This is a genomic window from Geodermatophilus sp. SYSU D00758 (assembly GCF_054049955.1).
Genome location: NZ_JBJGYK010000016.1, coordinates 60,493 through 81,682, shown reverse-complemented (window position 1 = coordinate 81,682; position 21,190 = coordinate 60,493). Strand labels below are relative to the sequence as shown.

Here is a 21,190-nt window from a genome sequence, read left to right as displayed (position 1 = left end):
TGCGGCCCCCGGGGCGGACTCTGTCGCCCGGGCCGGTCGCCGTCAACCGCGCGGCGCGGGCGCCGGTGCCGCCGGCGTCCGGCGCCGGACCGGTGCGACCACGAGGGCCACGCCGGCGGTGGTCACGGCGATGCCGGCCAGGGACACCGCCGAGAGCCGCTCGCCGAACAGCAGCCAGGCCTCCAGGGCCGTGGCCGGCGGCACCAGGTAGTAGAGGCTGGAGACGCCGGCGGCCGTGCCGCGGCGCAGCAGGTACAGGAGCAGCAGCACCGCTCCGAGGGAGAGGACGACGACCAGCCAGGCGAACGCGGCGACGAACTCGGCCGTCCAGCGGATGGTCATGTCCTCGGTGGCGACGGCGAGCAGGAGCAGCAGTGCCGCGGCGGCGGTGTACTGCACCGCGGTTCCCCAGACCAGCGGGACGGCGTCCCCGTGCCGCTTCTGGTAGAGCGTGCCGGCGGTGCCCGCGGCGAGGCCGACGGCGCAGGCCAGCAGGCCGGTCACCGGCAGCGGCCCGGTCGCGGCGTCGGCGCCGAGCACGCCCGGCCCGACGGTGAGCGCCACGCCGGCCACGCCGAGCACCAGGCCGGCCCACTGCCGGGCGGTGGCCCGCTCGCCGAGCAGCGGCGCGGCCAGGACGGCGACCAGCACCGGCTGGAGGCTCACCACCACCGCCGACACGCCGGCCGGGACGCCCACGGAGATGGCGTAGAAGACCCCGCCCAGGTAGCCCGCGTGCAGCAGGAGGCCGGCGACGGAGGCGTGCCGGAGCTGGGTGCGCGAGGTCGGCCGGGCCGAGCGCAGGACCAGCGCCAGCCCGGCGAGCAGCACGGCCGCCAGCGCCAGCCGCACGCCGAGGAAGGTGAACGGCTCGGCGTAGGGCAGCCCGTACTTGGCGCCGACGAACCCGGTGCTCCACAGGAGCACGAACAGCGCCGGCCCGCCGAGGCGGACCGCGAGGGAACCCGGACCGGGGGACGAGGTCACGGGCGCCAGCGTGCATGCCGCGTCCCGGTCGTGCCGCGCCGGATGAGCTCCAGCCGCGGCCGCGGCCCGTCGCTGCGGCCGGTCTGCGGGGGTCGGCTGCCGGCCCGGAAGGGCGCCGGCCAGGTGACGCCCGGCCCCGCGTACCCCTGGTCGGCGGCCGCGTGCAGGGTCCACTGGGGGTCGTAGAGGTGCGGGCGGCCCAGCGCGCAGAGGTCCGCACGGCCGGCGAGCAGGATGGAGTTGACGTCGTCCCAGCTGGAGATGGCACCCACTGCGATGACCGCGACGCCGAGCTCCCGGCCCACCTCGTTGCGGATCCGGTCGGCGTAGGGGGTCTGGTAGCTGCGCCCGAACGCCGGCTGCTCGCCCTTGACCACCTGGCCGGTGGAGACGTCGATGCCGTCGGCGCCGTGCTCGGCGAACGCCCGGGCGACCCGCACGGCGTCGTCGACGTCGGTGCCGCCCTCGAACCAGTCGGTGGCCGAGATGCGCACCGTCATCGGCCGGTCGGCCGGCCAGGCCGCGCGGACGGCGTCGAAGACCTCCAGCGGGTAGCGGAGCCGGTTCGGGAGCGGCCCGCCGTAGCGGTCGGTGCGGTGGTTGGCCAGCGGGGAGATGAAGGACGACAGCAGGTAGCCGTGCGCGCAGTGCAGCTCGAGGACGTCGAACCCGGCCCGGGCCGCGGCGTGCGTGCTGTCGACGAACTGCTGCCGGATCGCGGCCAGGTCGTCCTCGGTGAGCTCACGGGGGACGGCGTTGGCGGGGGAGTAGGGCACCGCGGAGGGGCCGACGACCTCCCAGCCGCCCTCGGGCAGCGGCTCGTCGATGCCCTCCCACATGAGCTTGGTGGAGCCCTTGCGGCCGGAGTGACCGAGCTGCACGCCGATCCGCGCGTCGGAGGCCGAGTGCACGAAGTCGACCACGCGGGCCCAGACGGCCTCCTGCTCGGGCGTGTAGAGGCCGGTGCAGCCGGGGGTGATCCGCCCCTCGGGGGAGACGCAGACCATCTCGGTCATCACCAGCCCGGCGCCGCCGAGCGCCTTGCTGCCCAGGTGCACGAGGTGGAAGTCGGTGGGCAGGCCGTCGGCGGCGGAGTACATGTCCATCGCCGAGACCACGACCCGGTTCGCGAGCTCCAGGCCGCCGAGGCGGAAGGAGTGGAACATCGGCGGCCGGGGCTCGACCGGCCGGGGTTGACTGCGGGCGAACCAGGCGTCGACGGCGGCGACGAACTCCGGGTCGCGCAGCCGCAGGTTGTCGTGGGTGACTCGCCGGCTGCGGGTGATGATGTTGAACGCGAACTGCTCGGGGTCCTGGTGCACGTAGCGGCCGATCTCCTCGAACCACTCGAGGCTGGCCTGGGCGGCGCGCTGGGTGGAGAGCACGACCGGCCGGCGCTCCTCCTCGTAGGCGGCCAGCGCGGTCGGCACGTCGGGCTGCTCGTGCAGGCAGGCGGCCAGGGCGAGGGCGTCCTCCATCGCCAGCTTCGTGCCCGACCCGATGGAGAAGTGCGCGGTGTGCGCCGCGTCGCCGAGCAGCACCAGGTTGCCGTGCCGCCACGTCTCGTTGCGCAGGGTGAGGAAGTTCAGCCACTTCGAGTTGTTGGCGAACAGCCGGTGCCCGTCGAGGACGCCGGCGAACAGCTGCTCGACCAGCGCGATCGACTTCGTGTCGCTCTCGCCGGGCGGCAGGTCGAGGGCGGCGACGTCGGCGAAGGCGCGCTGCCAGACGTCCTCGTGCATCTCCACGATGAAGGTGCTGCCGGTGCGGTCGTAGGGGTAGCCGTGGATCTGCATGACGCCGTACGGCGTCTCCTCCACGTAGAACTTGAAGGCCTCGAAGACCAGGTCGGTGCCCAGCCACATGTAGCGGCAGTTGCGGGTCTCCAGGGTGGGCCGGAACACCTCGGCGTAGCGGGTGCGCACCGCCGACCGGGCCCCGTCGCCGGCCACCACCAGGTCGTGCTCGGCTCGCAGCCGCTCGACGTCGGGCGCCTCGGTGCGGAAGTGCAGCGTCACGCCGAGGTCGGCGCAGCGCCGCTGCAGGATGCCGAGCAACTCCCTGCGGCTCATGGCGGCGAAGCCGTGGCCGCCGGAGGTGGTGACCCGGCCGCGGTGGTGCACGTCGATGTCGTCCCAGCGGGCGAAGTGCCGCTCCATCTCCCGGTAGACCGCCGGGTCGGCGTGCTCGATGCCGCCGAGGGTCTCGTCGGAGAACACGACGCCGAAGCCGAAGGTGTCGTCGGGGGCGTTGCGCTCCCAGACGGTGACCTCGTGCGCGGCGTCGAGCTGCTTGACCAGCGCGGCGAGGTAGAGCCCGCCCGGCCCGCCGCCGACGACCGCGATCCGCATGCCGTCCCCCCCGGTGCCGCTCACCGGAGCCGGAACCGCTGCAGCTTGCCGGTGGCCGTGCGCGGCAGCTCGGTGCGGAACTCGACGGCCCGCGGGCACTTGTACGGGGCGATCACCCGCTTGCAGTGGGCCTGCAGCTCCTCGGGCGTCACCTCACCGGTGCGCTCGGGATCGAGGACGACGAAGGCCTTGACGATCGTGCCGCGGTCGGGGTCCGGGGCGCCGACCACCGCGCACTCGACCACGGCGGGGTGCTGGAGCAGCGCCTGCTCGACCTCGGGGCCGGCGATGTTGTACCCGGCCGAGACGATCATGTCGTCGGTGCGCGCCCGGTAGGTGAAGTAGCCGTCGGCGTCGCGGACGTAGGTGTCGCCGGTGTGGTTCCAGCCGTGCCGGACGTAGGACTCCTGCCGGTCGCCGAAGAGGTAGCGGCAGCCGGTGGGCCCGCGTACGGCGAGGTGGCCCTCGGTGCCGTCGGGCACCGGCTCGCCGTCGTCGTCCAGCACCACGGCGGTGTAGCCGGGGACGGCGCGGCCGGTGCAGCCGGGCCGGATGTCGTCGTCGGCCGCGGAGACGAAGATGTGCAGCATCTCGGTGGCCCCGATGCCGTCGATCACCCGGAGGCCCGTGGCGTCGTGCACGGCGTGCCAGGTGGCCGCCGGCAGGTTCTCACCGGCCGAGACGGCCCGGCGCAGCCCGGCCAGCCGGTCGGCCTTCCCGCCGGCGACGATCGCCTTGTACGCCGTCGGCGCGGTGAACAGCACGGTGACGCCGTGGTCGGCGATCGCGTCGGCGAGCTGGTCGGGGGCGGCGCGCTCGAGCAGCAGCACGCTGGCCCCGACGCGCAGCGGGAAGACGACCAGCCCGCCGAGGCCGTAGGTGAACGCCAGGGGCGGGGTGCCGGTGAACACGTCCTCGGGCTCGGGGCGCAGCACGCAGGCGCCGAACGTGTCGGCGATGGCCAGGACGTCGCGGTGGAAGTGCATGGTCACCTTGGGCTTGCCGGTCGTGCCGGACGTGAAGGCCAGCAGCGCGACGTCGTCGGCGGCCGTGTCGACCGGGGCCGGCGGCGCACCCCGCCGGGCCGCGGCGCGGGCGGTGAGGTCGCCGGGGTCGTCGACGCCGAACGGGACGGTGGCCATGCCCGGCACGGCCGCCCGCTCGAGGTCCTCGATCAGCCGGGCGTCGCACAGGGCGAGGGCGGGCCGGCACATCTCCCCGATCGTGGCCAGCTCCCCGGCGCGCAGGGCCGGCATCGTGGTCACCACGACGCCGCCGGCGCGCAGCACGGCGAACCAGCAGGCCACCAGCCAGGGCTCGTTGAACCCGCGCAGCAGCACGCGGTTCCCCGGCACCAGGCCCAGCTCCTCGACGAGGACGGCGGCGATCCGGTCGGCCCGGTCGCGCAGCTCGCCGTAGCTCCAGGTGTCGCCCGCCGGGGTCCGCAGGCACGGCCGGTCGGCGCCGAGCCGGTCGATCGTGGCGTCGAGCAGCGCGACGGCGCAGTTGAGCCGCTCGGGGTGGTCGAGGTCGCCGAGGTCGAGGACCGGCCAGGTCTCCGGCGGGGGCAGGTTGTCCCGGCAGAAGGTGTCGACGTGCGCGGAGGGCGTGAGGGTCGGGGCGTGCACCGTCATGTCGGGGCCTCCCTGGGAGGGCGGGGTGATCCGGGCCACACCGTGCGACAAGTATGGCGCTGTGGTGACGGGAGTCAACACCGCGCCATGGCGACGGGGCGCCGTCTATCGTGTCGCCGTGACCGCCGTCGAGCAGGCGACCGCGCCGGCCGGGGCGGGGCTGCAGCCGCGCCAGCTGATCGTGACGCTGTACGGGCTCTACGCCCGCGAGCGCGGCGGCTGGCTCTCGGTGGCCGCGGTGGTGCGGCTGATGGCCGACCTCGGGGTGGACGAGCCCGCCGTCCGCTCGTCGGTGTCCCGGCTCAAGCGGCGGGGGTGGCTCGAGGCCCGGCGGGAGTCCGACGTCGCCGGCTACGCGCTGACCGACCGTGCCCGCGAGGTGCTGGCCGACGGCGACGCGCGGATCTTCGCCCGGCGGCGCGCGGAGCCCTCCGACGGCTGGCTGCTGGTGGTGTTCTCGGTCCCGGAGTCCGAGCGCGAGCGGCGGCACCGGCTGCGCGCGGAGCTGACCCGGCTGGGCTTCGGCACGGTGGCGCCGGGGGTGTGGATCGCCCCCGGTCACCTGGCCGAGGAGGCCGCCGAGGTGCTGCGCCGGCGCGGCCTGGCCGGGTACGTGGAGCTGTTCACCCGGGCCTGCGTGCCCGGGGACTCCGCCCGCCGGTCCGTCGCGCGCTGGTGGGACCTCGACGCGCTGCACGACCGGTACGCGGGGTTCCTCGACCGGCACGCCGGCGCCGACGCCGGGACCGGGCGGCCCGACCCCGTGCGGGCGTTCCCCGACTACGTCCGGCTGCTCACCGACTGGCGGGCCCTGCCCTACGCCGACCCCGGGCTGCCGCTGGACCTGCTGCCGGCCGACTGGAACGGCGCGCGGGCGGCGGACCTCTTCGCGCGGCTGCGCGAGCGCCTCGCCGCCCCGGCCGCCGAGCGCGCCCGAGCCCTGATCGAGGGTTGAGCGACCCGCCGGACGCCGCCCCGGGCGCGGCCCGGTGCCGACCACGTCCCCCGGCGGCCGCGCGACGCACCGGGTCCGCCGCGCGTCCTCCGTCTCGCCGCGGGTCCTACGTCTGCGAGTGCAACCGCACTCGAAGACGTAGGACCCGCGGTGGTGACCAGGGCCGGCGGGGCGCGGTCGAGCCGCCGGGAGGGCGTCGCGGCCAGGCCGGGGGCGTCGCGGTCAGGCCGGGAGGACGGCGGTGCCCTGCACCTCGACGAGCGCCTCGTCGTCCCAGAGCCGGGCCACCCCGATCCCGGCCATCGCCGGGTACGCCTCGCCCACCAGCCGGCGCCACACGGCGCCGATCTGGCGGGCGTGCGCCCGGTAGTCGGCGAGGTCGACGGCGTACACGGTGAGCGCGGCCAGGTGCCCGGGCTCCCCGCCGGTGGCCCTCAGCGCGGTGAGCAGGTTGCCCAGCGCCCGCTCGAACTGCGCGACCACGCCGTCCCCGACGATGCGCCCGCCGGCGTCCATGGCCGTCTGCCCGGCGAGGAACACCAGGCGCCCGGGCCCGGCGACCACGGCGTGCGCGAAGCCCGACGGCCGGGCGAGCTCCGGCGGGTCGACCCGTTCCAGGCTCACGATGCCTCCGGTTCGCTCCCGCGGGGCGCTCCGCTCCTCGCTCGTCCCTCGCCGCGATGCTCACGCACCTGTCCGCTCACGACTGCACCGCCCCTCCGTCGACGTTGATGCCCTGCCCGGTCACCGCCGCGCTCGCCACGCACAGCAGCACGGCGTCGGCCACCTCCTCGGGGGTGATGAGCCGGCCGATCGGCTGCTTGCGGGCCAGCGCGTCGCGCGCCTGCTCCGGGGTGCGGCCCGTGGCGGCGCTGATCCCGGCCACCGTGCGGTCGGTCATCGGGGTGTCGACGTAGCCCGGGCAGACCGCGTTCACGGTCACCCCCCGGCCGGCCACCTCCGCGGCGGCCGAGCGCACCAGGCCCAGCAGGCCGTGCTTGCTCGCGGTGTAGGCGGCCACGTAGGGGTCCCCGCGCCTGGCCGCCACGGACGCGACCGCGACCACCCGCCCCCAGCCGGCCTCGGCCATGCCGGGCAGCACGCGGCGCAGCAGCCGGAACGGCGCGGTGAGGTTGACCTCCAGCATGCGGGCCCAGTCCTCGTCGGTGGTGCGGGCCAGCGGCGCGGAGACGGCGCTGCCGGCGTTGAGCACGAGCACCTCGACCGGGCCGCCCCACTCCCGCTCCACCCGGTCGGCGACGGCGTCCGCGGTGCCCGGGTCGGTCAGGTCGGCGGGGACGACGAGCGACGGGCCCGGCAGCCGCGCGGCCAGCGCCTCGAGCTCCGGCGCCGTGCGGGCGACCAGCGCGACCGCGTGGCCCTCGGCGGACAGCCGGCGGGCGACCGCGGCACCGATGCCGCGCCCCGCACCCGTGACCAGGCAGCGGCGGGCGGGCACGGCGGCGAGCTTGCCAGCCCCTCGTGACGACCGTCAACATGGCGACATACCGCCGACAGAGGGGGCGACCGTGCGGCCCGAGGAGTTCACCGACGTCCACTACGAGGTGGAGGAGGACAACCACGCCGTCATCACCATCGACCGGCCGGAGCGGATGAACAGCTTCCGCGGCCGGACGGTGGACGAGCTGATCTCCGCCTTCAAGCACGCCTGGGCCGACCGCCGGGTGGCCGCCGTCATCCTCACCGCGGCCGGCGAGCGCGCCTTCTGCACCGGGGGCGACGTCAAGGAGCGCGCCGAGACCGGCGGGTACGGCGAGACCGAGTGGGGGACGTTCGAGATCGAGCGGCTGCACCGGATCATCCGCGACATCCCCAAGCCGGTGATCGCCGCGGTCAACGGCATCGCGATCGGCGGCGGCCACGTGCTGCACGTGCTCTGCGACCTCACCGTGGCCTGCGAGGAGGCCACCTTCGCGCAGTCCGGGCCGCGGGTCGGCAGCTTCGACGCCGGCTTCGGCACCGCCTACCTCGCCCGCGTGGTGGGGGAGAAGCGGGCCCGCCAGATCTGGTTCCTGCTCGACCGCTACGACGCCGCCACCGCCGAGCGCTGGGGCCTGGTCAACGAGGTCGTCCCGCGCGAGCAGCTGCTCGAGACCGCCCGCGGGTACGCCCGCAAGATCGGCTCCTACTCGCCGACCGCCATCCGGTTCCTCAAGCACTCGTTCAACGCCGACAGCGACCACCTCGGCGGCATCTCGCACCTGGCCTTCGACGGCCTGGAGCAGTTCGTCCACAGCGAGGAGGGCATGGAGGGCGCGCGGGCCTTCGCCGAGAAGCGGACGCCGGACTTCCGCCGGTTCCGCTGACGTCCTACAGGCGTCCTTGACCGCTGCGCCGCCCGTGCAGGACATTCGCCGCGGCGGTCGTGGCTCGGGGACGGGAGTCGTCATGGGCGTGCAGACGTTCGCTCCTCCGCGGATCGAGGCCGAGCGGCCCGGCGACGGCCGGTTGCTGCTCCGCTCGGCCGAGCCGCTGGCCGACCACCCGGCCAGCGTCGTGCACTCCTTCCGGGCCGGCAGCGAGGCCCACCCCGACCGGCTGCTGGTCGCCGAGCGCGGTCCGGACGGCGGGTGGGCCCGCTCGACGTGGGGGGAGGTGCGCGCGCAGGCCGACCGGCTGGCGCAGGGCCTGCTCGACCGGGGGCTGGCCGACCGGCCGGTGCTGGTCCTGTCGGGCAACAGCCGGCTGCACCTCACCGTGGCGCTGGCGGCGATGACCGTCGGCGCCCCCGTCGTCCCGACCAGCGTCGCCTACTCGCTGCAGAGCTCCGACCACGCCAAGCTGCGCGCGATGGCCGACCTGGTCGACCCCGGCCTGGTCGTCGCCGAGGACGCCTCCTTCGCGCGGGCGGTCGAGGCCGTGACCGGGGACCGGGCCGGGAGGCGGGCCGTGCTGGGGCCGCTGGGCACCGATCCGGGGGAGTTCGGGGCCGACCCCACGCCCGAGGTGGACCGCCGCTGCGCGGCGCTGGCGCGGGACGACGTCGCCAAGATCCTGTTCACCTCCGGGTCGACCGGGTCGCCCAAGGGCGTGCTCACCACCCACGGGATGCTCAGCGCCAACCAGCAGCAGCTGCGCCAGGTCTGGCCGTTCCTCGCCGAGGAGCCGCCGGTCCTGCTCGACTGGCTGCCCTGGAGCCACACCTTCGGCGGCAGCCACGACCTCAACCTGGTGCTGACCCACGGCGGGACGCTGTGGATCGACGACGGGCGCCCGGCCCCCGCGCTGGTGGAGCGGACGGTGCGCAACCTCGCCGACGCGCGCCCCACCCTCTTCTTCAACGTGCCGGCCGGGTACGCCGCGCTCCTGCCGCACCTCGAGCGCGACCGCGCCGCGGCGGCGGCGTTCCTCGACCGGCTGCGCTTCGCCTTCTTCGCCGCCGCGGCCCTGCCCCAGCAGCTGTGGGACCGGATGACCGCGCTGGCCGCCGCGCACGGCGCGGACATGGTCATGACCACCTCGTGGGGCCTGACCGAGACCAGCCCCGCGGCCACCAGCGCGCACTTCCCGATCACCCGCAGCGACGTGCTCGGGGTGCCGCTGCCCGGCGTCGAGCTGGCGCTGGTGCCGGTGGGGGCCGAGGTCGCCGGGGCGCAAGGGGTGGGTCCGAGGTACGAGGTGCGGGTGAAGGGGCCCAACGTCACCCCCGGCTACCACCGCCACCCCGACCTCACCGCGGCCGCCTTCGACGAGCACGGCTTCTTCCGCACCGGGGACGCCGTCGCCCTGGCCGACCCCGACGACCCGGCCGCCGGGCTGGTCTTCCGCGGCCGCACGGCCGAGGACTTCAAGCTGATGACCGGCACGTTCGTCAGCGTCGGCACGCTGCGCCCCGCCCTGCTCTCGGCGGCGCGGGGCCTGCTCGCCGACGCGGTGATCTGCGGGCAGGACGGTCCGTGGGTCACCGCCCTGGCCTGGCCCGCGCCGGACGCCGCCGGCCGGGTCGGCCCCGACGGCGTGCCGGACGCCGGCCTGCGCGCCGAGCTGGGGACGGCCCTGGCGCGGCTGGCGGCCGGGAGCAGCGGGTCCTCCCAGCACGTCGAGCGGCTGCTGCTGCTCACCGAGCCGGCCCAGCTCGACGCCGGGGAGATCACCGACAAGGGCTACGTCAACCAGGCCGCCGTCCGGGAGCGCCGCGCCGACCTCGTCGCGCTGCTCGCCGCCGAGCCACCGCCCCCGCAGGTGCTCCTCCGGCCGCCCGGGCAGGATGCCTGACGTGCTCGACGGTCACCTCCTCGTGGACGCGCACGTGCACGTCCCCCTGCTCCCGTCGCTGGCGCCGGCCTGGGTGGAGTGGGCCCGGCAGTTCGGCCGGCCCGGCATCCTCGAGGAGGTCTGGCGGTCCGACGGCACGCCGGACCCCGCGGCGCTGGCCCGGGTCTTCGCCGCCGAGGGCGTCGACGTCGCCCTGCTGTTCTGCGAGTACAGCCCCAAGGCGACCGGCTACCAGCTCTTCGACGACCTGCTGCCGATCGTCGAGCACGACCCGCGCCGCTTCCGGCCGGTGGCCAACGTCAACCCGCACCTGCACTTCCCGATCGCCCGCGAGCTGACCCGCCAGCTCGACGCCGGGGCGGCCGCGCTGAAGATCCACCCGGTGCACGGCGGCTTCCGCGCCGACGACGCCGCCATGTACCCGGCCTACGCCGTCCTGGTGGAGCGGGGGGTGCCGCTGGTGGTGCACTGCGGCACCAGCAGCTTCCCCGGCTCGACCAACGCCTTCGCCGACCCGCAGACGCTGGACGCCGTCCTCCGCGACTTCCCCGGCCTGCAGGTCGTGCTCGCCCACGGGGGCCGCGGCTGGTGGTACGACGCGGCGGCGTTCCTCGCCGTGTCGCGTCCCAACGTGTGGATCGAGCTCTCCGGCCTGCCGCCCAAGCGGCTGCCCGAGTACTACGCCCGCTTCGACCTCGGCCGGCTGGCCCGCCGGTGGATCTACGGCACCGACTGGCCCGGCGTCCCCGGGCAGGCGGCCAACGCCCGCGCCGTGGCCTCGCTCGGGCTGCCCGAGGACGTCGTCGGCCTGGTGCTCGGGGGCAACGCGCTGCAGGTGTACGCCGGCCTGGCCCCAGCCTGAGGGACCCCCTGCGGTGGCGGGCCGCAGACGATCCGTCAGGATGTCGGGAGCACACCTGGGGGAAGGAGGGTCGAGCCGTGGGCAAGCACCGGGCACCTGACGCGGACCCCACCGATTTCGACGCGGCCACCACCGCGCTCGCCGACGTCACCGGCGACTACGAGGTCGACGCCGCGCACACCCGCATCGGCATCCGCGCCCGGCACGCCATGGTCACCACCGTGCGGGGGGCGTTCACCGAGTTCGCCGGCACCGCGCACCTCGACGTGGTCGAGCCCGCGGCGAGCTCGGTGACCCTGCGGATCCGGACCGAGAGCATCGACACCGGCCAGCCGGACCGGGACGCGCACCTGCGCTCGGCGGACTTCCTGGACGTCACGACGTACCCCGAGATCGTCTTCGTCTCCACCGGCGTCGAGCAGGTCGAGGACGACGTCTACACCGTCACCGGGGACCTCACGATCCGGGACACCACCAGGCCGGTCGCGGTCGACTTCACCCTGACCGGCTCGGCGAAGGACCCGTTCGGCAACACCCGGGTCGGCTTCGAGGGCGCGCTGGCCATCAAGCGCAGCGAGTGGGGGCTGACCTGGAACACCCCGCTGGACACCGGCGGCGTGCTGGTCAGCGACCGCATCCAGGTGGAGTTCGACGTCTCGGCGGTCCGGGTCGCGTAGCCGGCGCGGGCCGGGCGCCCCCGCCGGGTGCTACTGCTGCGTCCAGCGGCGGATGAACCCGACGGTGGCGCGGTCGACCTCCCCGGGGTGCGAGGCGCTGAGGAAGTGCCGGCCGCCGTCGACGACGCGCAGCTCCGCGTGCGGGCTGCTGACGAACAGCGAGATCTCGTCCTCGGCGTTCTCGACCGAGTAGACCGGGTCGGCCGTGCCGTGCATCCACAGGACCGGGCACCGCACGCCGTCGAGCCGGCCGTGCAGCCCGTCGCGGTCGCGGAGGTTGATGCTGCTCAGCCGCAGGCGCTGCCGCCCGGCGTCCCCGGTGTAGTTCTCCCGGTGCGCGGCGTGCCAGAACTCCCGCTCGGCGGGGGGCACGTCCTCGCCCAGGCCCTCGGCGAGGACGGCGTCGACGAGCTCGTCCGGGATCACCCAGTCCTCGCCGACGCTGCCGGCGAGCGCGTCGATGGCCGGCGTGCAGAAGCCGACGCCGTCCCAGCACCCGAGGTCCCGGCTGCGCTGGCTCTCGGAGTCCATCGAGGTGCCCAGCGGGACGATGCCGCGGACGGTGCCGGGCGCCAGCACCGCCATGCGGGCCGCCACCCACCCGCCCTGCGAGGTGCCCAGGACGAACGCCTCGCGGATGCCGAGCGCCTCGAGGACCTGCAGGTCCGCGATCGCGGAATCCCAGTAGGTGAACTGGGCCCAGGTGGCGCGGGTCCGGCCGTGGCCGTACGGCTCCAGCGCGAGCAGGTTGGCGGTCGCGGTGAGCTCCTCGTCGGCGAACTGCGGCCGGAAGAGCTCGACGGACGTGGTGAACGAGTTGACCAGGACCAGCGTCGGCAGCGCCGGGTCGAGGGGCCCGCTGGTCCGGTAGCCGATGGTCGAGCCGCCGAGGTGCGGCACGGTGATCGTCTGCGTGTCGGTCATGGTCCCGCCGTCCTCGGGGAGCAGCCGCCCGGCCGCGGCCGGCGACCGGCCCGGTCATCGTGGCCCGGCGCGTCGGCGCCGGTCAACCCGCGTCCGGCGCCGGTCGGCCCGCGTCCGGCGCCGGTCGGCCCGCGTCCGGCGCCGGTCGGCCCGCGTTCGGCGCGGTCAGCCGGCGGCCGGCCAGGGCGGTCCGCCGCTCACCGGTCCGGCCAGAGGGCCAGCAGCGTGCGGACCGCGGTGACCAGGGCCAGGGGCTGGTCGAGCATCGGGTGGTGCCCGGCCTCCGGCAGGTCGACGACGGTCAGCCCGGCGGGGGCCAGCCCGGCCATCTCCGCGGCCATGCCCGGGCCGACCAGCCCGCGCTCGCAGCGGAACAGCGCGGCGGGGGTGGCCAGCCGGGGCAGCACGTCGCGCAGGTCGGGCCGCGGGCCGAAGAAGCCCGGGTCGAACTTCCACGTCCACCCGCCCTCCGCGGCGCGCAGCGACCCGCGGGCCACGTGCGCCATGACGTAGGGCAGGTACTCCTCCTGCGGCGGCAGCGTGCGGAACCGGGCCACCGCCTCCCCGGGGTCGGCGTACACCCGGTGGGTGCGGGCGATGCCGCCGGCGCGGGACTCCTCCGGTGGCCGGGCGGCCAGCGGCGAGTCGATGACCGCGGCGCCGGCGAGGGTCGGGCCGTGCTCGACCGCGGCCGTGAGGGTGACCCAGCCGCCCATGCTGTGCCCGAGCACCACCGGGCGGTCGAGCCCCTCGGCGGCGGCCACCGCGAGCACCTCCTGCGCCCACAGGGACATCGTGTACTCCGGGCGCCAGGAGCTGTCGCCGTGACCGGAGAGGTCCACCGCGACCACGCGGTGCGAGCCCAGCAGCGGGGCGACGTGGTCCCACCAGCCCGAGTGGGCGGCGCCGCCGTGCACCAGCACCAGCCCGGGGGCGTCGCCGTCCCCCCAGGCCCGGTAGTGCACCCGCGCGCCGGCCACCTCGACCTCGCGGTGCTCCGGCGCGCGCGCCAGGGCGCGGTCGAACCAGGGGGGTGCGCCGGCGTCCGGGGCGGCGGGGCGGGACATGGGCGTGCTCCTCGGGGACGGGTGGCCCCGGGCGGGGACCGTTCCCGGACGTTACGCAAGCGCCTGCGCACCCGGCGGACCGGTCCGCCGCCCCGGGCCGCCCCGCGCGCCGGGCCCCGGGGTGGCGGCCTGGTCGGGTCCGGGGCGGGCGGGGGTCCCGGCCCTGTCCCGGTCCGTGCCCCGCCCGGCGAGCAGCCAGGCCGCCAGCGCCGCGACCAGGGCGGTGCCGCTGCCGACGGCGCCGATGACCGTGTAGGCGCCGCCGGCCGGCAGCCCGCCGCCGGTAGGCGTCGCCGCGGCCAGGACGGTCCCGGTCAGGGCGCTGCCGACCGAGAAGCCGGCGTAGCGGAGCACCTGGTTGAGCGCCATGGCGCTGCCGGTCTCCCGCGGCGGGACGGAGGCCACGACCAGCCCGGCGGCGGCGGCGAAGACGGTGCTCACCCCGAGCCCGGTGACCGCGGTGACGGCCGCCAGGGTCCACAGGTCGGCGCGGTGCACGGCGAAGAGGGCCTGGGCGGCGGCCACGAGCAGCGCACCGGTGGCCAGCACCGACCGCGGGCGGACCCGCTCCCCGAGCCGGCGCGACAGCGGGCCGGCGAGCATGCCGGCCAGCGAGAACGGCAGCAGCAGCAGCCCCGCGACCAGCCCGGAGGCGCCGAGCCCCGGGCCGCTGCCGGCCGGTGCCTGCGCCAGCGTCGGGACCGACCCCAGCAGCAGGTAGTTCGCCAGGCCGATGAGCAGCACCGTCACGTGCCCGGCGGCCGGCAGCCGGCCGCGGGCCAGCCGCAGGTCGATGAGCGGGGCGCGGACCCGCAGGGCGACGGCGACCCAGGCGGCCAGCAGCAGGAGCGAGGCCGTGCCCAGGACGAGCACCCGCGCCGACGACCAGCCCCAGGAGCCGCCCTCGCCGAGGGTGACCAGCGCGCCGGCGATCCCGGCGCCGAGCAGCAGCGCGCCCGGCAGGTCGAAGCGCCGCGGCGCGACGGGGGCGGCCGGCGGCAGGACCGCGGCCGCGGCGGCGAGGGCGCCGGCGCAGACGGCCGTCGCCGTCCAGAACGCGGCGGCCGTCCCGGCGGTGGTGGCGACGGCCCCGGCGATCGGGTAGCCCAGGCCGACGCCGGAGACGACGGTGATCGACAGCACCGCGATGGTGCGCGCGGCGCGGGGGGCGGGCAGCGCGTCCCGGGCGGTGGCGACGAGCAGGGGCATGAGGCCGAGCCCGAAGCCCTGCAGCCCCCGGCCGGCCAGGAAGGCGCCGAAGGGCAGCGGTAGCGCGGTGAGGACGCCGCCCAGCACGACCAGGACCAGGGCGGTGAGCGCGACGGCCCGGCGGCGGGGGCCGTTGCCGAGCCGGCCGAGCACGGGGGTCGCCACCACCCCGACCAGCAGCGGCATGGTGAGCGACCACTGGGCGGCGTGCAGCGGCACGTCGTACCGGTCGGCGACGGCCGGGATGAGCGGCGCCCCGACGCTGCTGGTCACCGCCACCACCGTGGCGAGCAGGACCAGCACGGGGACGAGCGCGGGGGAGGGGGGCGCGGGCCCCGCGGCGGGCCCGGCCCCGGGGTCGTCGGCGGGTCGGCGGTCCAGGCCGGGCCTCCTGTCGCGGGTCGGGGTGCGGGTGCCGGTTGTACCCCACGACCGGCCGGTGGCCGGCCGCGGGCCGCCGGCGGCGGGGCTAGCCTGCCGGGACAGCCCGGGGACGACCGCCCACAGGAGGACGCCGTGACCACCGTCCGCGAGACCGTGCACGACCTGCTGCGGACCTGGGGGCTGACCACCGTCTTCGGCAACCCCGGCTCCAACGAGCTGCCCTTCCTCGACGGCTTCCCCGCCGACTTCCGCTACGTGCTCGGGCTGCACGAGGGCGCGGTGCTGGCGATGGCCGACGGGTATGCCCAGGCCACCGGCCGCCCGGCGCTGGTGAACCTGCACTCGGCCGCCGGGCTGGGCAACGCGATGGGCAACCTGGCCAACGCGCGGGCGTCGGGGACGCCGCTGGTGGTCACCGCCGGCCAGCAGTCCCGGGCGCTCAGCGGGCTCGGTGCGGTCCTGGCCGAGCCGGCGATGACCCGGGTGCCCGAGCCCCAGGTGACGTGGTCGTTCGAGCCGGCGCGGGCGCAGGACGTGCCGCGCGCGCTGTCGGAGGCCGTCCACCGGGCGGTGCTGCCGCCGACCGGCCCGGTGTTCGTCTCCCTCCCGCTGGACGACTGGGCGCAGCCGGTCGGGGACGACGAGGTCGCCCACCTGGCCGGCCGCCGGGTGCGCGCCGCCGGCGCCCTCGACCCGGAGCTGCTGGCCGAGCTGGCCGGCCGGCTGGCCGCGGCCCGCGAGCCGGTGCTCGTCGTGGGCCCCGAGGCCGACGACGAGCGGGTGCTGCCGCGGGTGGTCGGCCTCGCCGAGCGGCTGCAGGCCCGGGTGTTCACCGCGCCGAGCCCGCCGCGCTGCCCGTTCCCCACCCGCCACCCGCTCTGGCACGGCGTGCTCCCGGCCAGCATCGGCGGGGTCGGCGGCGCGCTGGCCGGCGCCGACCAGGTGCTGGTGCTCGGCGCCCCGGTGTTCCGCTACCACGCCCAGGTGCCCGGGCCCTGGTTGCCGGCCGGGGCGCAGCTGGTCGCGGTGGGCAGCGACCCGGGGTCGGCGGCGCGGGCGGCGTTCGGGGACGCCGTCGTCGCCGACGTCGGCACCGCCGCGGGGCAGCTGCTGGCCGCCCTGGGGGACGCACCGCCCCGCCCGCCCCGGCCGGCGCCCGAGCGCGCGCCCGCGGTCGAACCCGCGGGCGCGCCGTTCCCCGCCGACGCGGTCTTCACCGCCCTGCTGCACGGGCTGCCCGACGGCGTCCGGCTGGTCAACGAGTCGACGTCCAACACCGGCCAGTTCTGGGCGCACCTGGACCTCGCCGGAGCCCGGCGGTTCTTCTTCCCCGCGGCCGGCGGGCTCGGCTTCGGGCTGCCCGCCGCGGTCGGGGTCGCGCTGGCCGACCCCTCGCGCCCGGTGGTCGCCGTCCTCGGGGACGGCGCGTTCCAGTACGGCGTCCAGGGGCTCTGGACGGCCGCGCAGCTGGGCCTGCCGGTGACCTTCGTGGTGCTCGCCAACGGGGTGTACGGGGCGCTGTCGGGGTTCGTCGGCCAGCTCGGGGTCAGCGGTGTCCCGGGGCTGGAGCTGCCCGGGCTGGACGCCGCCGCGGTGGCGGCCGGCTACGGGGTGCCCGCCGTGCGCGTGGGCAGCGCCGAGGAGCTGACCGCCGAGCTCAAGGCGGTCGGCGCGGCGAGCGGGCCGCGGGTGGTCGAGGTGCCGGTCGCGGTCGAGACCCGGCGGATCGGCTGAGCGCACCGGTGGCCGACCCGCCCGCCGACGACCGGGTGCTCCGCGCGCTGGTCGACGTCTGCGCCGACGGGCTGGCGGTGACCGACCCGGCGGGCCGGCTGCTCACCGTGAACGCGGCCGGCGCGGCGGTGCTCGGCGTCCCCGCCGGCAGCGTCCCCGCCGGCAGCGCGCTGCCGTTCGCGACGGGCCGGGGGCGGGTCGCCTGGGCGGCACCGCACGGCCGGCGGCGGGACCTCGAGTACCGCGCCCACCCGCTGGCCGACGGCCGGGTCGCGGTCTGGTTCGCCGACGTCACCGACTCCGTGCGCCAGCAGGAGCGGCTCACCGCGATCATCCGGGCCGCGACCTCGGTCGCCGACGCGGGGTCCCTGCGGGCCACCCTCGACGCGGTGGCGCGGGAGATCGCGATGACCGCCTCGATCGCCGCGGTGCAGATCCTGGCGCTGGACGACCCGCACGACGAGGTGCGGGTGCTGGGCATGGCCGGGTTCGGCGACGCCGCGGACTTCACCGCGCGGCTGGCGGCCTGCCGCGCGCGGGGGGCGGCGGTGCGGTTCACCGACGCGCTCGACCGGCGGCGGGCGGTGGTCGTCCCGCACCGGCGGGCGGCGATCCTCGGCGACCCCCGGTGGGCGCCGCTGCACGAGATCATGGCCCGACCCGACTGGGACAGCTTCGTCTCGATGCCGATGGTGGTGCGCGGCCGGGCGCTGGGCGTCATCAACGCCTACTACGTGCCCGGGGAGGACCCCGGGCCCGGCTCCCTGGACTTCCTCGAGGCCATGGCCGGGTCGGCGGCCGTCGCGATCGACACCGCGGCGCTGCTGGCCCAGACCCGGTCGCGGGCGCAGTCCGACGAGCGCCGGCGCCTGGCCCGGGACCTGCACGACTCCGCCGTCCAGCAGGTGTTCTCGATGCGCATGCAGGCCGAGGCGCTGCGGGCCTCGCTGGAGCGGCCGGGGCCCGACCCGGCGGCGGTCCGCAGCGCGGCGGGGGAGCTGGCCGCGCTGGCGGCCAGCGCGCTGGCCGACCTGCGCGGGCTGGTGTTCGAGCTGCGGCCGCTGGACCTCGCCGAGCACGGGCTGGCCGAGGCGGTGCGCGCGCACGCGGCCGGGGTCGAGGCCCGCACCGGCCTGGCGGTCGAGGTGGTCGCCGACGACGGCGGGGAGCCCGACGTCGAGGTGGACGTGCAGGAGGACCTGTACCGGATCGTCCAGGAGGCGCTGCACAACGTGGTGAAGCACGCGCGGGCGTCCGAGGCGCGGGTGGCGCTGGCCGCGCTGCCCGGCGGGGGCTCGCGGATCACGGTGGACGACGACGGCCGCGGCGCCGGGGTCCCGGCCGGTCCCGGGCGGCTGGGGCTGGTGTCGATGCGGGAGCGGGCCGAGCGCTGGGGCGGCCGGCTGGTCGCCGGTCCCCGCCCGGGCGGCGGCTGGCGGGTCGAGGTGGAGCTGCCCGGGGCGCCGCGGTGACCGGCATCGGGCTGGTCCTGGTCGACGACCACGCGGTGGTGCGCCGCGGCGTGCAGGCCTACGTCACCGCCGTCCCGGGGATGCGGGTGCTGGGGGAGGCCGCCGACGGGCAGGAGGCGGTGGACCTGCTGGCGCGCCGGGCGGCGACCGGCGAGCCGCTGCCCGACGTCGTCCTCATGGACCTGCAGATGCCCCTTATGGACGGCGTCGCGGCGACCGCGGCGATCACCCGGGCGCACCCGTCGGTGCGGGTGGTCGTCCTCACCAGCTTCGGGGAGGCCGAGCGGGTGCACGCGGCGCTGGCCGCCGGGGCGGCCGGCTACGTGCTCAAGGACGCCGACCCCGCCGAGGTGGCCACCGCGATCCGGGCGGCCGCAGCGGGGGAGGTGCACCTCGACGCCGCGGTGGCCCGGCAGCTGGCCCGCCGGATGGCCGCGCCCCGCGACGGGCTGAGCGCGCTCACCGACCGGGAGCGCGAGGTGCTGGCGCTGGTCGCCCGGGGCCACTCCAACCGGGAGATCGCCGACCGGCTGGTGATCAGCGAGCGCACCGCCCGCACCCACGTGAGCAACGTGCTCGGCAAGCTGCGGCTGGCCAGCCGCACCCAGGCCGCCCTGCTGGCGATCAAGGAGGGCCTGGTCCCCCCGCCGGGGTGACCTCGCCAGGAGCCCCCGCTCGTGGTCGGCCGCTGCGCGCGGGTCGGGCGGACGAGTCCGCGGGCCTGGGGGGAGCCCGGTCAGCCGGTCGCCGCGCGGGCCGCCCGGTGCGCCCGGGCCCACCTCACGAGGCGGTCGGTGCCCGCCGCTGTCGCGAGGGCGAGCATCGCAGCGGCGGCGGCCGCGGCCAGGCGCAGGGGCAGCGGCCACCGCCCGCGGTCGATCTCCCAGGCGACCGGCGCGGCCGGCCCCTCGGCGCCCAGGACGGCCGCCGGCACCTGGAGGCGGGCGACCTGGTAGTTGGCGTCAGCCGTCGGGACGGCGGTCAGCTCCTGGCGCTGCCCGCTGACCACGTCCACGGCGACGACAGGGCTGGGGTCGGTCTCCTGCCCGTCCGGTGACCGGATGACCGAGAGGGCGACGCTGCGGGGCCCGTGCCATCCCACGAACTCGTGCCATCCCCCGGGCCCGGGGTGCACGCACGCCGGGACCGGGCCGCCGGACACGGCGAGGAAGCCGGTGCAGGTCGCCTCCGTGGCCAGCAGGGCGCCGTCCGGTGACCACGCCGCCGACCCGGCCAGCGGCGCAGCCGGTCCCAACGCGCGTGCCGGCCCTCCGCGCAGGTCCAGGATGGTCACGGTCCCGCCGGGGTCCTGCACCGCGAGGTGGGCACCGTCCGGGGAGAAGGCTGCGGCGGCCACCTGGTGGGGGGTACCGGGCACCTCCAGCGGCCGCGCGCCGCCGGTGGCCGCGTCCAGGAGCACGGCGCGCCCGCGCGGACCCGCTGCAACCAGGCCGCCATAGGGGTCGTGGGGCTCGGTCGGCACGACCACGAGCAGCGTGCCCCCGTCGGGGGACCATGCGACCGGCACGGCGGCACGTCCTGGTCCCACGGCCGAGCTGCGGACGACCCCGGTGACCAGGTGCTGGACCGCGACGTCGGGGTGGGCGTCGTCGTAGACGCCCACGGCCACCCGGGTGCCGTCGGGGGACAGCAGCATCGCCGTGGGATCGCCCTGGGTCGCCGCGCCGGCTCGGTGCTCGGCGAGGTCGAGGCGGCGCACGGCCCCGGAGGCACCGACCACGACCGCATGGGGGAAGTCCATGAACTCCACGCCGAAGCCCTGCTGGTACAGGGCGACGGCCCGCCCCGGTGGGGAGTCGGAGGCGTTCCCGGTCAGGTAGGAGTAGCCGGGCAGGCGCGGCGGCAGGACGGCCGCTCCGGGGCCGGGCACCGCAGGCCCTGCCGGCGCAAGGGCCACCAGCAGGCCCATCGCCAGCACGGCGACGGCGGCGGCCCGGCCGGGACGGGTCCGGATCGCGGTCAGCGCGTCGCGCCAGCGCACCCGGGCCCCGCCCAGAGCCAGGTCCACCGCCTCCGTCAGGCCGGGCCGTCGCCGGTTGCTGCCGGCTCGTTGGAGGAGGACCGCGAGCATCTCCTCCTCGCGCTGCCGGCGGTAGTGGGCGGGGTAGCAGCGCAGCAGGCGACGGTAGGAGCGCTCGAGTGCACCGCCGTCGTCACGCGCGCCGTGGGCCCGCCCCGGGCCGGTCCGCCTCACGCCGGGCCCCGGATCGCGCCGAGGCGTCGCAGGGCGGTCCCCGCCTGCTCCTGGCGCCGCGCGGCCTCCGCCGCCAGTACGCGGGCGCCGCTCGCACTGAGCCGGTAGTAGCGCCGCAGCCGGGAACCCACGACCTCCTCGCGATCGATCTCGACCAGGCCCTCGCGCGCCAGGCGGTCCAGTGCCCCGTACAGCGTCCCTACCCCCAGCCGGACCGAGCCGGCGGAGAGGGTCTCCAGGTCCTTGAGGATCCCGTAGCCGTGCTGCGGCCCGGACGCCAGCGCGGTCAGGACGAGGAACGACGGCTCCTGCAGGCGACGGCGCGATGGCACGGCGGGCAGATTACTCCGATGACCGGAGTACCGGCCAGGGGCTTCCCTCGGACCGGTGCCACCCAGCGGTCCCTGGTCCGCTGCATGCACACCGGTCGAGCGCTGTCCCCGGCCGACCGCGACATCCGTCGCGGGCCGGTGGCGACATCGC

The 21,190-nt window shown here is 76.9% G+C and carries 18 protein-coding genes; 8 read left to right on the top strand and 10 right to left on the bottom strand.

All coding sequences use genetic code 11. The features are described 5' to 3' along the window. Positions 1–42 precede the first annotated feature (42 nt). From ACI8AC_RS13710 to ACI8AC_RS13700, 3 genes are read right to left on the bottom strand one after another with little or no spacing between them, the layout of a single operon-like run. Positions 43–987, bottom strand: coding sequence for a DMT family transporter (locus ACI8AC_RS13710; protein WP_456898338.1), 945 nt, complete (start codon positions 985–987; stop codon positions 43–45). Then, entirely contained in the window at positions 984–3,362 is a 2,379-nt protein-coding gene (locus ACI8AC_RS13705) for a bifunctional salicylyl-CoA 5-hydroxylase/oxidoreductase (protein ID WP_456898337.1), read from the bottom strand. The genes ACI8AC_RS13710 and ACI8AC_RS13705 overlap by 4 nt, the downstream gene beginning before the upstream one ends. Then, positions 3,359–4,972: an AMP-binding protein gene (locus ACI8AC_RS13700; protein ID WP_456898336.1), complete on the bottom strand. Its 1,614-nt coding sequence runs from the start codon at positions 4,970–4,972 to the stop codon at positions 3,359–3,361. The genes ACI8AC_RS13705 and ACI8AC_RS13700 overlap by 4 nt, the downstream gene beginning before the upstream one ends. 118 nt (positions 4,973–5,090) lie before the next feature. Between ACI8AC_RS13700 and ACI8AC_RS13695 the strand changes: the two genes are divergently transcribed. Continuing rightward, positions 5,091–5,927, top strand: coding sequence for a PaaX family transcriptional regulator (locus tag ACI8AC_RS13695; RefSeq protein WP_456898335.1), 837 nt, complete (start codon positions 5,091–5,093; stop codon positions 5,925–5,927). A 222-nt stretch (positions 5,928–6,149) separates the two neighbouring features. Here the strand turns inward: ACI8AC_RS13695 and ACI8AC_RS13690 are convergent, their stop codons facing one another. Further along, positions 6,150–6,551: a RidA family protein gene (locus ACI8AC_RS13690; RefSeq protein WP_456898334.1), complete on the bottom strand. Its 402-nt coding sequence runs from the start codon at positions 6,549–6,551 to the stop codon at positions 6,150–6,152. A 76-nt stretch (positions 6,552–6,627) separates the two neighbouring features. Beyond that, complete coding sequence (locus ACI8AC_RS13685; protein WP_456898333.1) at positions 6,628–7,386, bottom strand: SDR family NAD(P)-dependent oxidoreductase; 759 nt, start codon at positions 7,384–7,386, stop codon at positions 6,628–6,630. A 70-nt stretch (positions 7,387–7,456) separates the two neighbouring features. Between ACI8AC_RS13685 and ACI8AC_RS13680 the strand changes: the two genes are divergently transcribed. The 4 genes from ACI8AC_RS13680 (at position 7,457) to ACI8AC_RS13665 (ending at position 11,702) form a co-directional block, all read left to right on the top strand. After that, on the top strand, positions 7,457–8,254 hold the full coding sequence (locus ACI8AC_RS13680) for an enoyl-CoA hydratase-related protein (protein WP_456898332.1): 798 nt from the start codon (positions 7,457–7,459) through the stop codon (positions 8,252–8,254). Positions 8,255–8,336: 82 nt separating this feature from the next. Further along, complete coding sequence (locus ACI8AC_RS13675) at positions 8,337–10,163, top strand: AMP-binding protein (protein ID WP_456898331.1); 1,827 nt, start codon at positions 8,337–8,339, stop codon at positions 10,161–10,163. A gap of 1 nt (position 10,164) precedes the next feature. Continuing rightward, on the top strand, positions 10,165–11,025 hold the full coding sequence (locus tag ACI8AC_RS13670; RefSeq protein WP_456898330.1) for an amidohydrolase family protein: 861 nt from the start codon (positions 10,165–10,167) through the stop codon (positions 11,023–11,025). Between the two features lie 77 nt (positions 11,026–11,102). Further along, complete coding sequence (locus ACI8AC_RS13665) at positions 11,103–11,702, top strand: YceI family protein (RefSeq protein WP_456898329.1); 600 nt, start codon at positions 11,103–11,105, stop codon at positions 11,700–11,702. A gap of 30 nt (positions 11,703–11,732) precedes the next feature. Here ACI8AC_RS13665 and ACI8AC_RS13660 read toward each other — a convergent pair whose 3' ends face one another. From ACI8AC_RS13660 to ACI8AC_RS13650, 3 genes are all read right to left on the bottom strand, one after another. After that, a complete protein-coding gene (locus ACI8AC_RS13660; RefSeq protein WP_456898328.1) occupies positions 11,733–12,626 on the bottom strand; it encodes an alpha/beta fold hydrolase in 894 nt (297 codons plus the stop codon). A 197-nt stretch (positions 12,627–12,823) separates the two neighbouring features. Further along, positions 12,824–13,693 carry an alpha/beta fold hydrolase gene (locus ACI8AC_RS13655; protein WP_456898327.1) on the bottom strand — a complete coding sequence of 290 codons (870 nt, stop codon included), beginning with the start codon at positions 13,691–13,693 and terminating at the stop codon, positions 12,824–12,826. 51 nt (positions 13,694–13,744) lie between these two features. After that, entirely contained in the window at positions 13,745–15,205 is a 1,461-nt protein-coding gene (locus tag ACI8AC_RS13650; protein ID WP_456898326.1) for an MFS transporter, read from the bottom strand. Positions 15,206–15,418: 213 nt separating this feature from the next. On the opposite strand from ACI8AC_RS13650, the gene mdlC reads away from it, so the two are divergent. The 3 genes from mdlC to ACI8AC_RS13635 are packed head-to-tail and all read left to right on the top strand — an operon-like array spanning position 15,419 to position 19,148. After that, positions 15,419–17,020 carry a benzoylformate decarboxylase gene (mdlC, locus tag ACI8AC_RS13645; protein ID WP_456898325.1) on the top strand — a complete coding sequence of 534 codons (1,602 nt, stop codon included), beginning with the start codon at positions 15,419–15,421 and terminating at the stop codon, positions 17,018–17,020. Positions 17,021–17,028: 8 nt separating this feature from the next. Further along, entirely contained in the window at positions 17,029–18,492 is a 1,464-nt protein-coding gene (locus tag ACI8AC_RS13640) for a histidine kinase (protein WP_456898324.1), read from the top strand. Continuing rightward, positions 18,489–19,148, top strand: a complete 660-nt coding sequence (locus tag ACI8AC_RS13635; RefSeq protein WP_456898323.1) for a response regulator transcription factor — start codon at positions 18,489–18,491, stop codon at positions 19,146–19,148. The genes ACI8AC_RS13640 and ACI8AC_RS13635 overlap by 4 nt, the downstream gene beginning before the upstream one ends. A gap of 80 nt (positions 19,149–19,228) precedes the next feature. Here ACI8AC_RS13635 and ACI8AC_RS13630 read toward each other — a convergent pair whose 3' ends face one another. Together ACI8AC_RS13630 and ACI8AC_RS13625 are read right to left on the bottom strand one after the other, a co-directional pair. Further along, positions 19,229–20,707, bottom strand: a complete 1,479-nt coding sequence (locus ACI8AC_RS13630) for a WD40 repeat domain-containing protein (RefSeq protein WP_456898322.1) — start codon at positions 20,705–20,707, stop codon at positions 19,229–19,231. Continuing rightward, the gene (locus ACI8AC_RS13625) at positions 20,704–21,039 is read right to left on the bottom strand and encodes a PadR family transcriptional regulator (RefSeq protein ID WP_456898321.1); all 336 of its coding nucleotides are present in this window, start codon (positions 21,037–21,039) and stop codon (positions 20,704–20,706) included. The genes ACI8AC_RS13630 and ACI8AC_RS13625 overlap by 4 nt, the downstream gene beginning before the upstream one ends. Between the last annotated feature and the right edge of the window lie 151 nt (positions 21,040–21,190).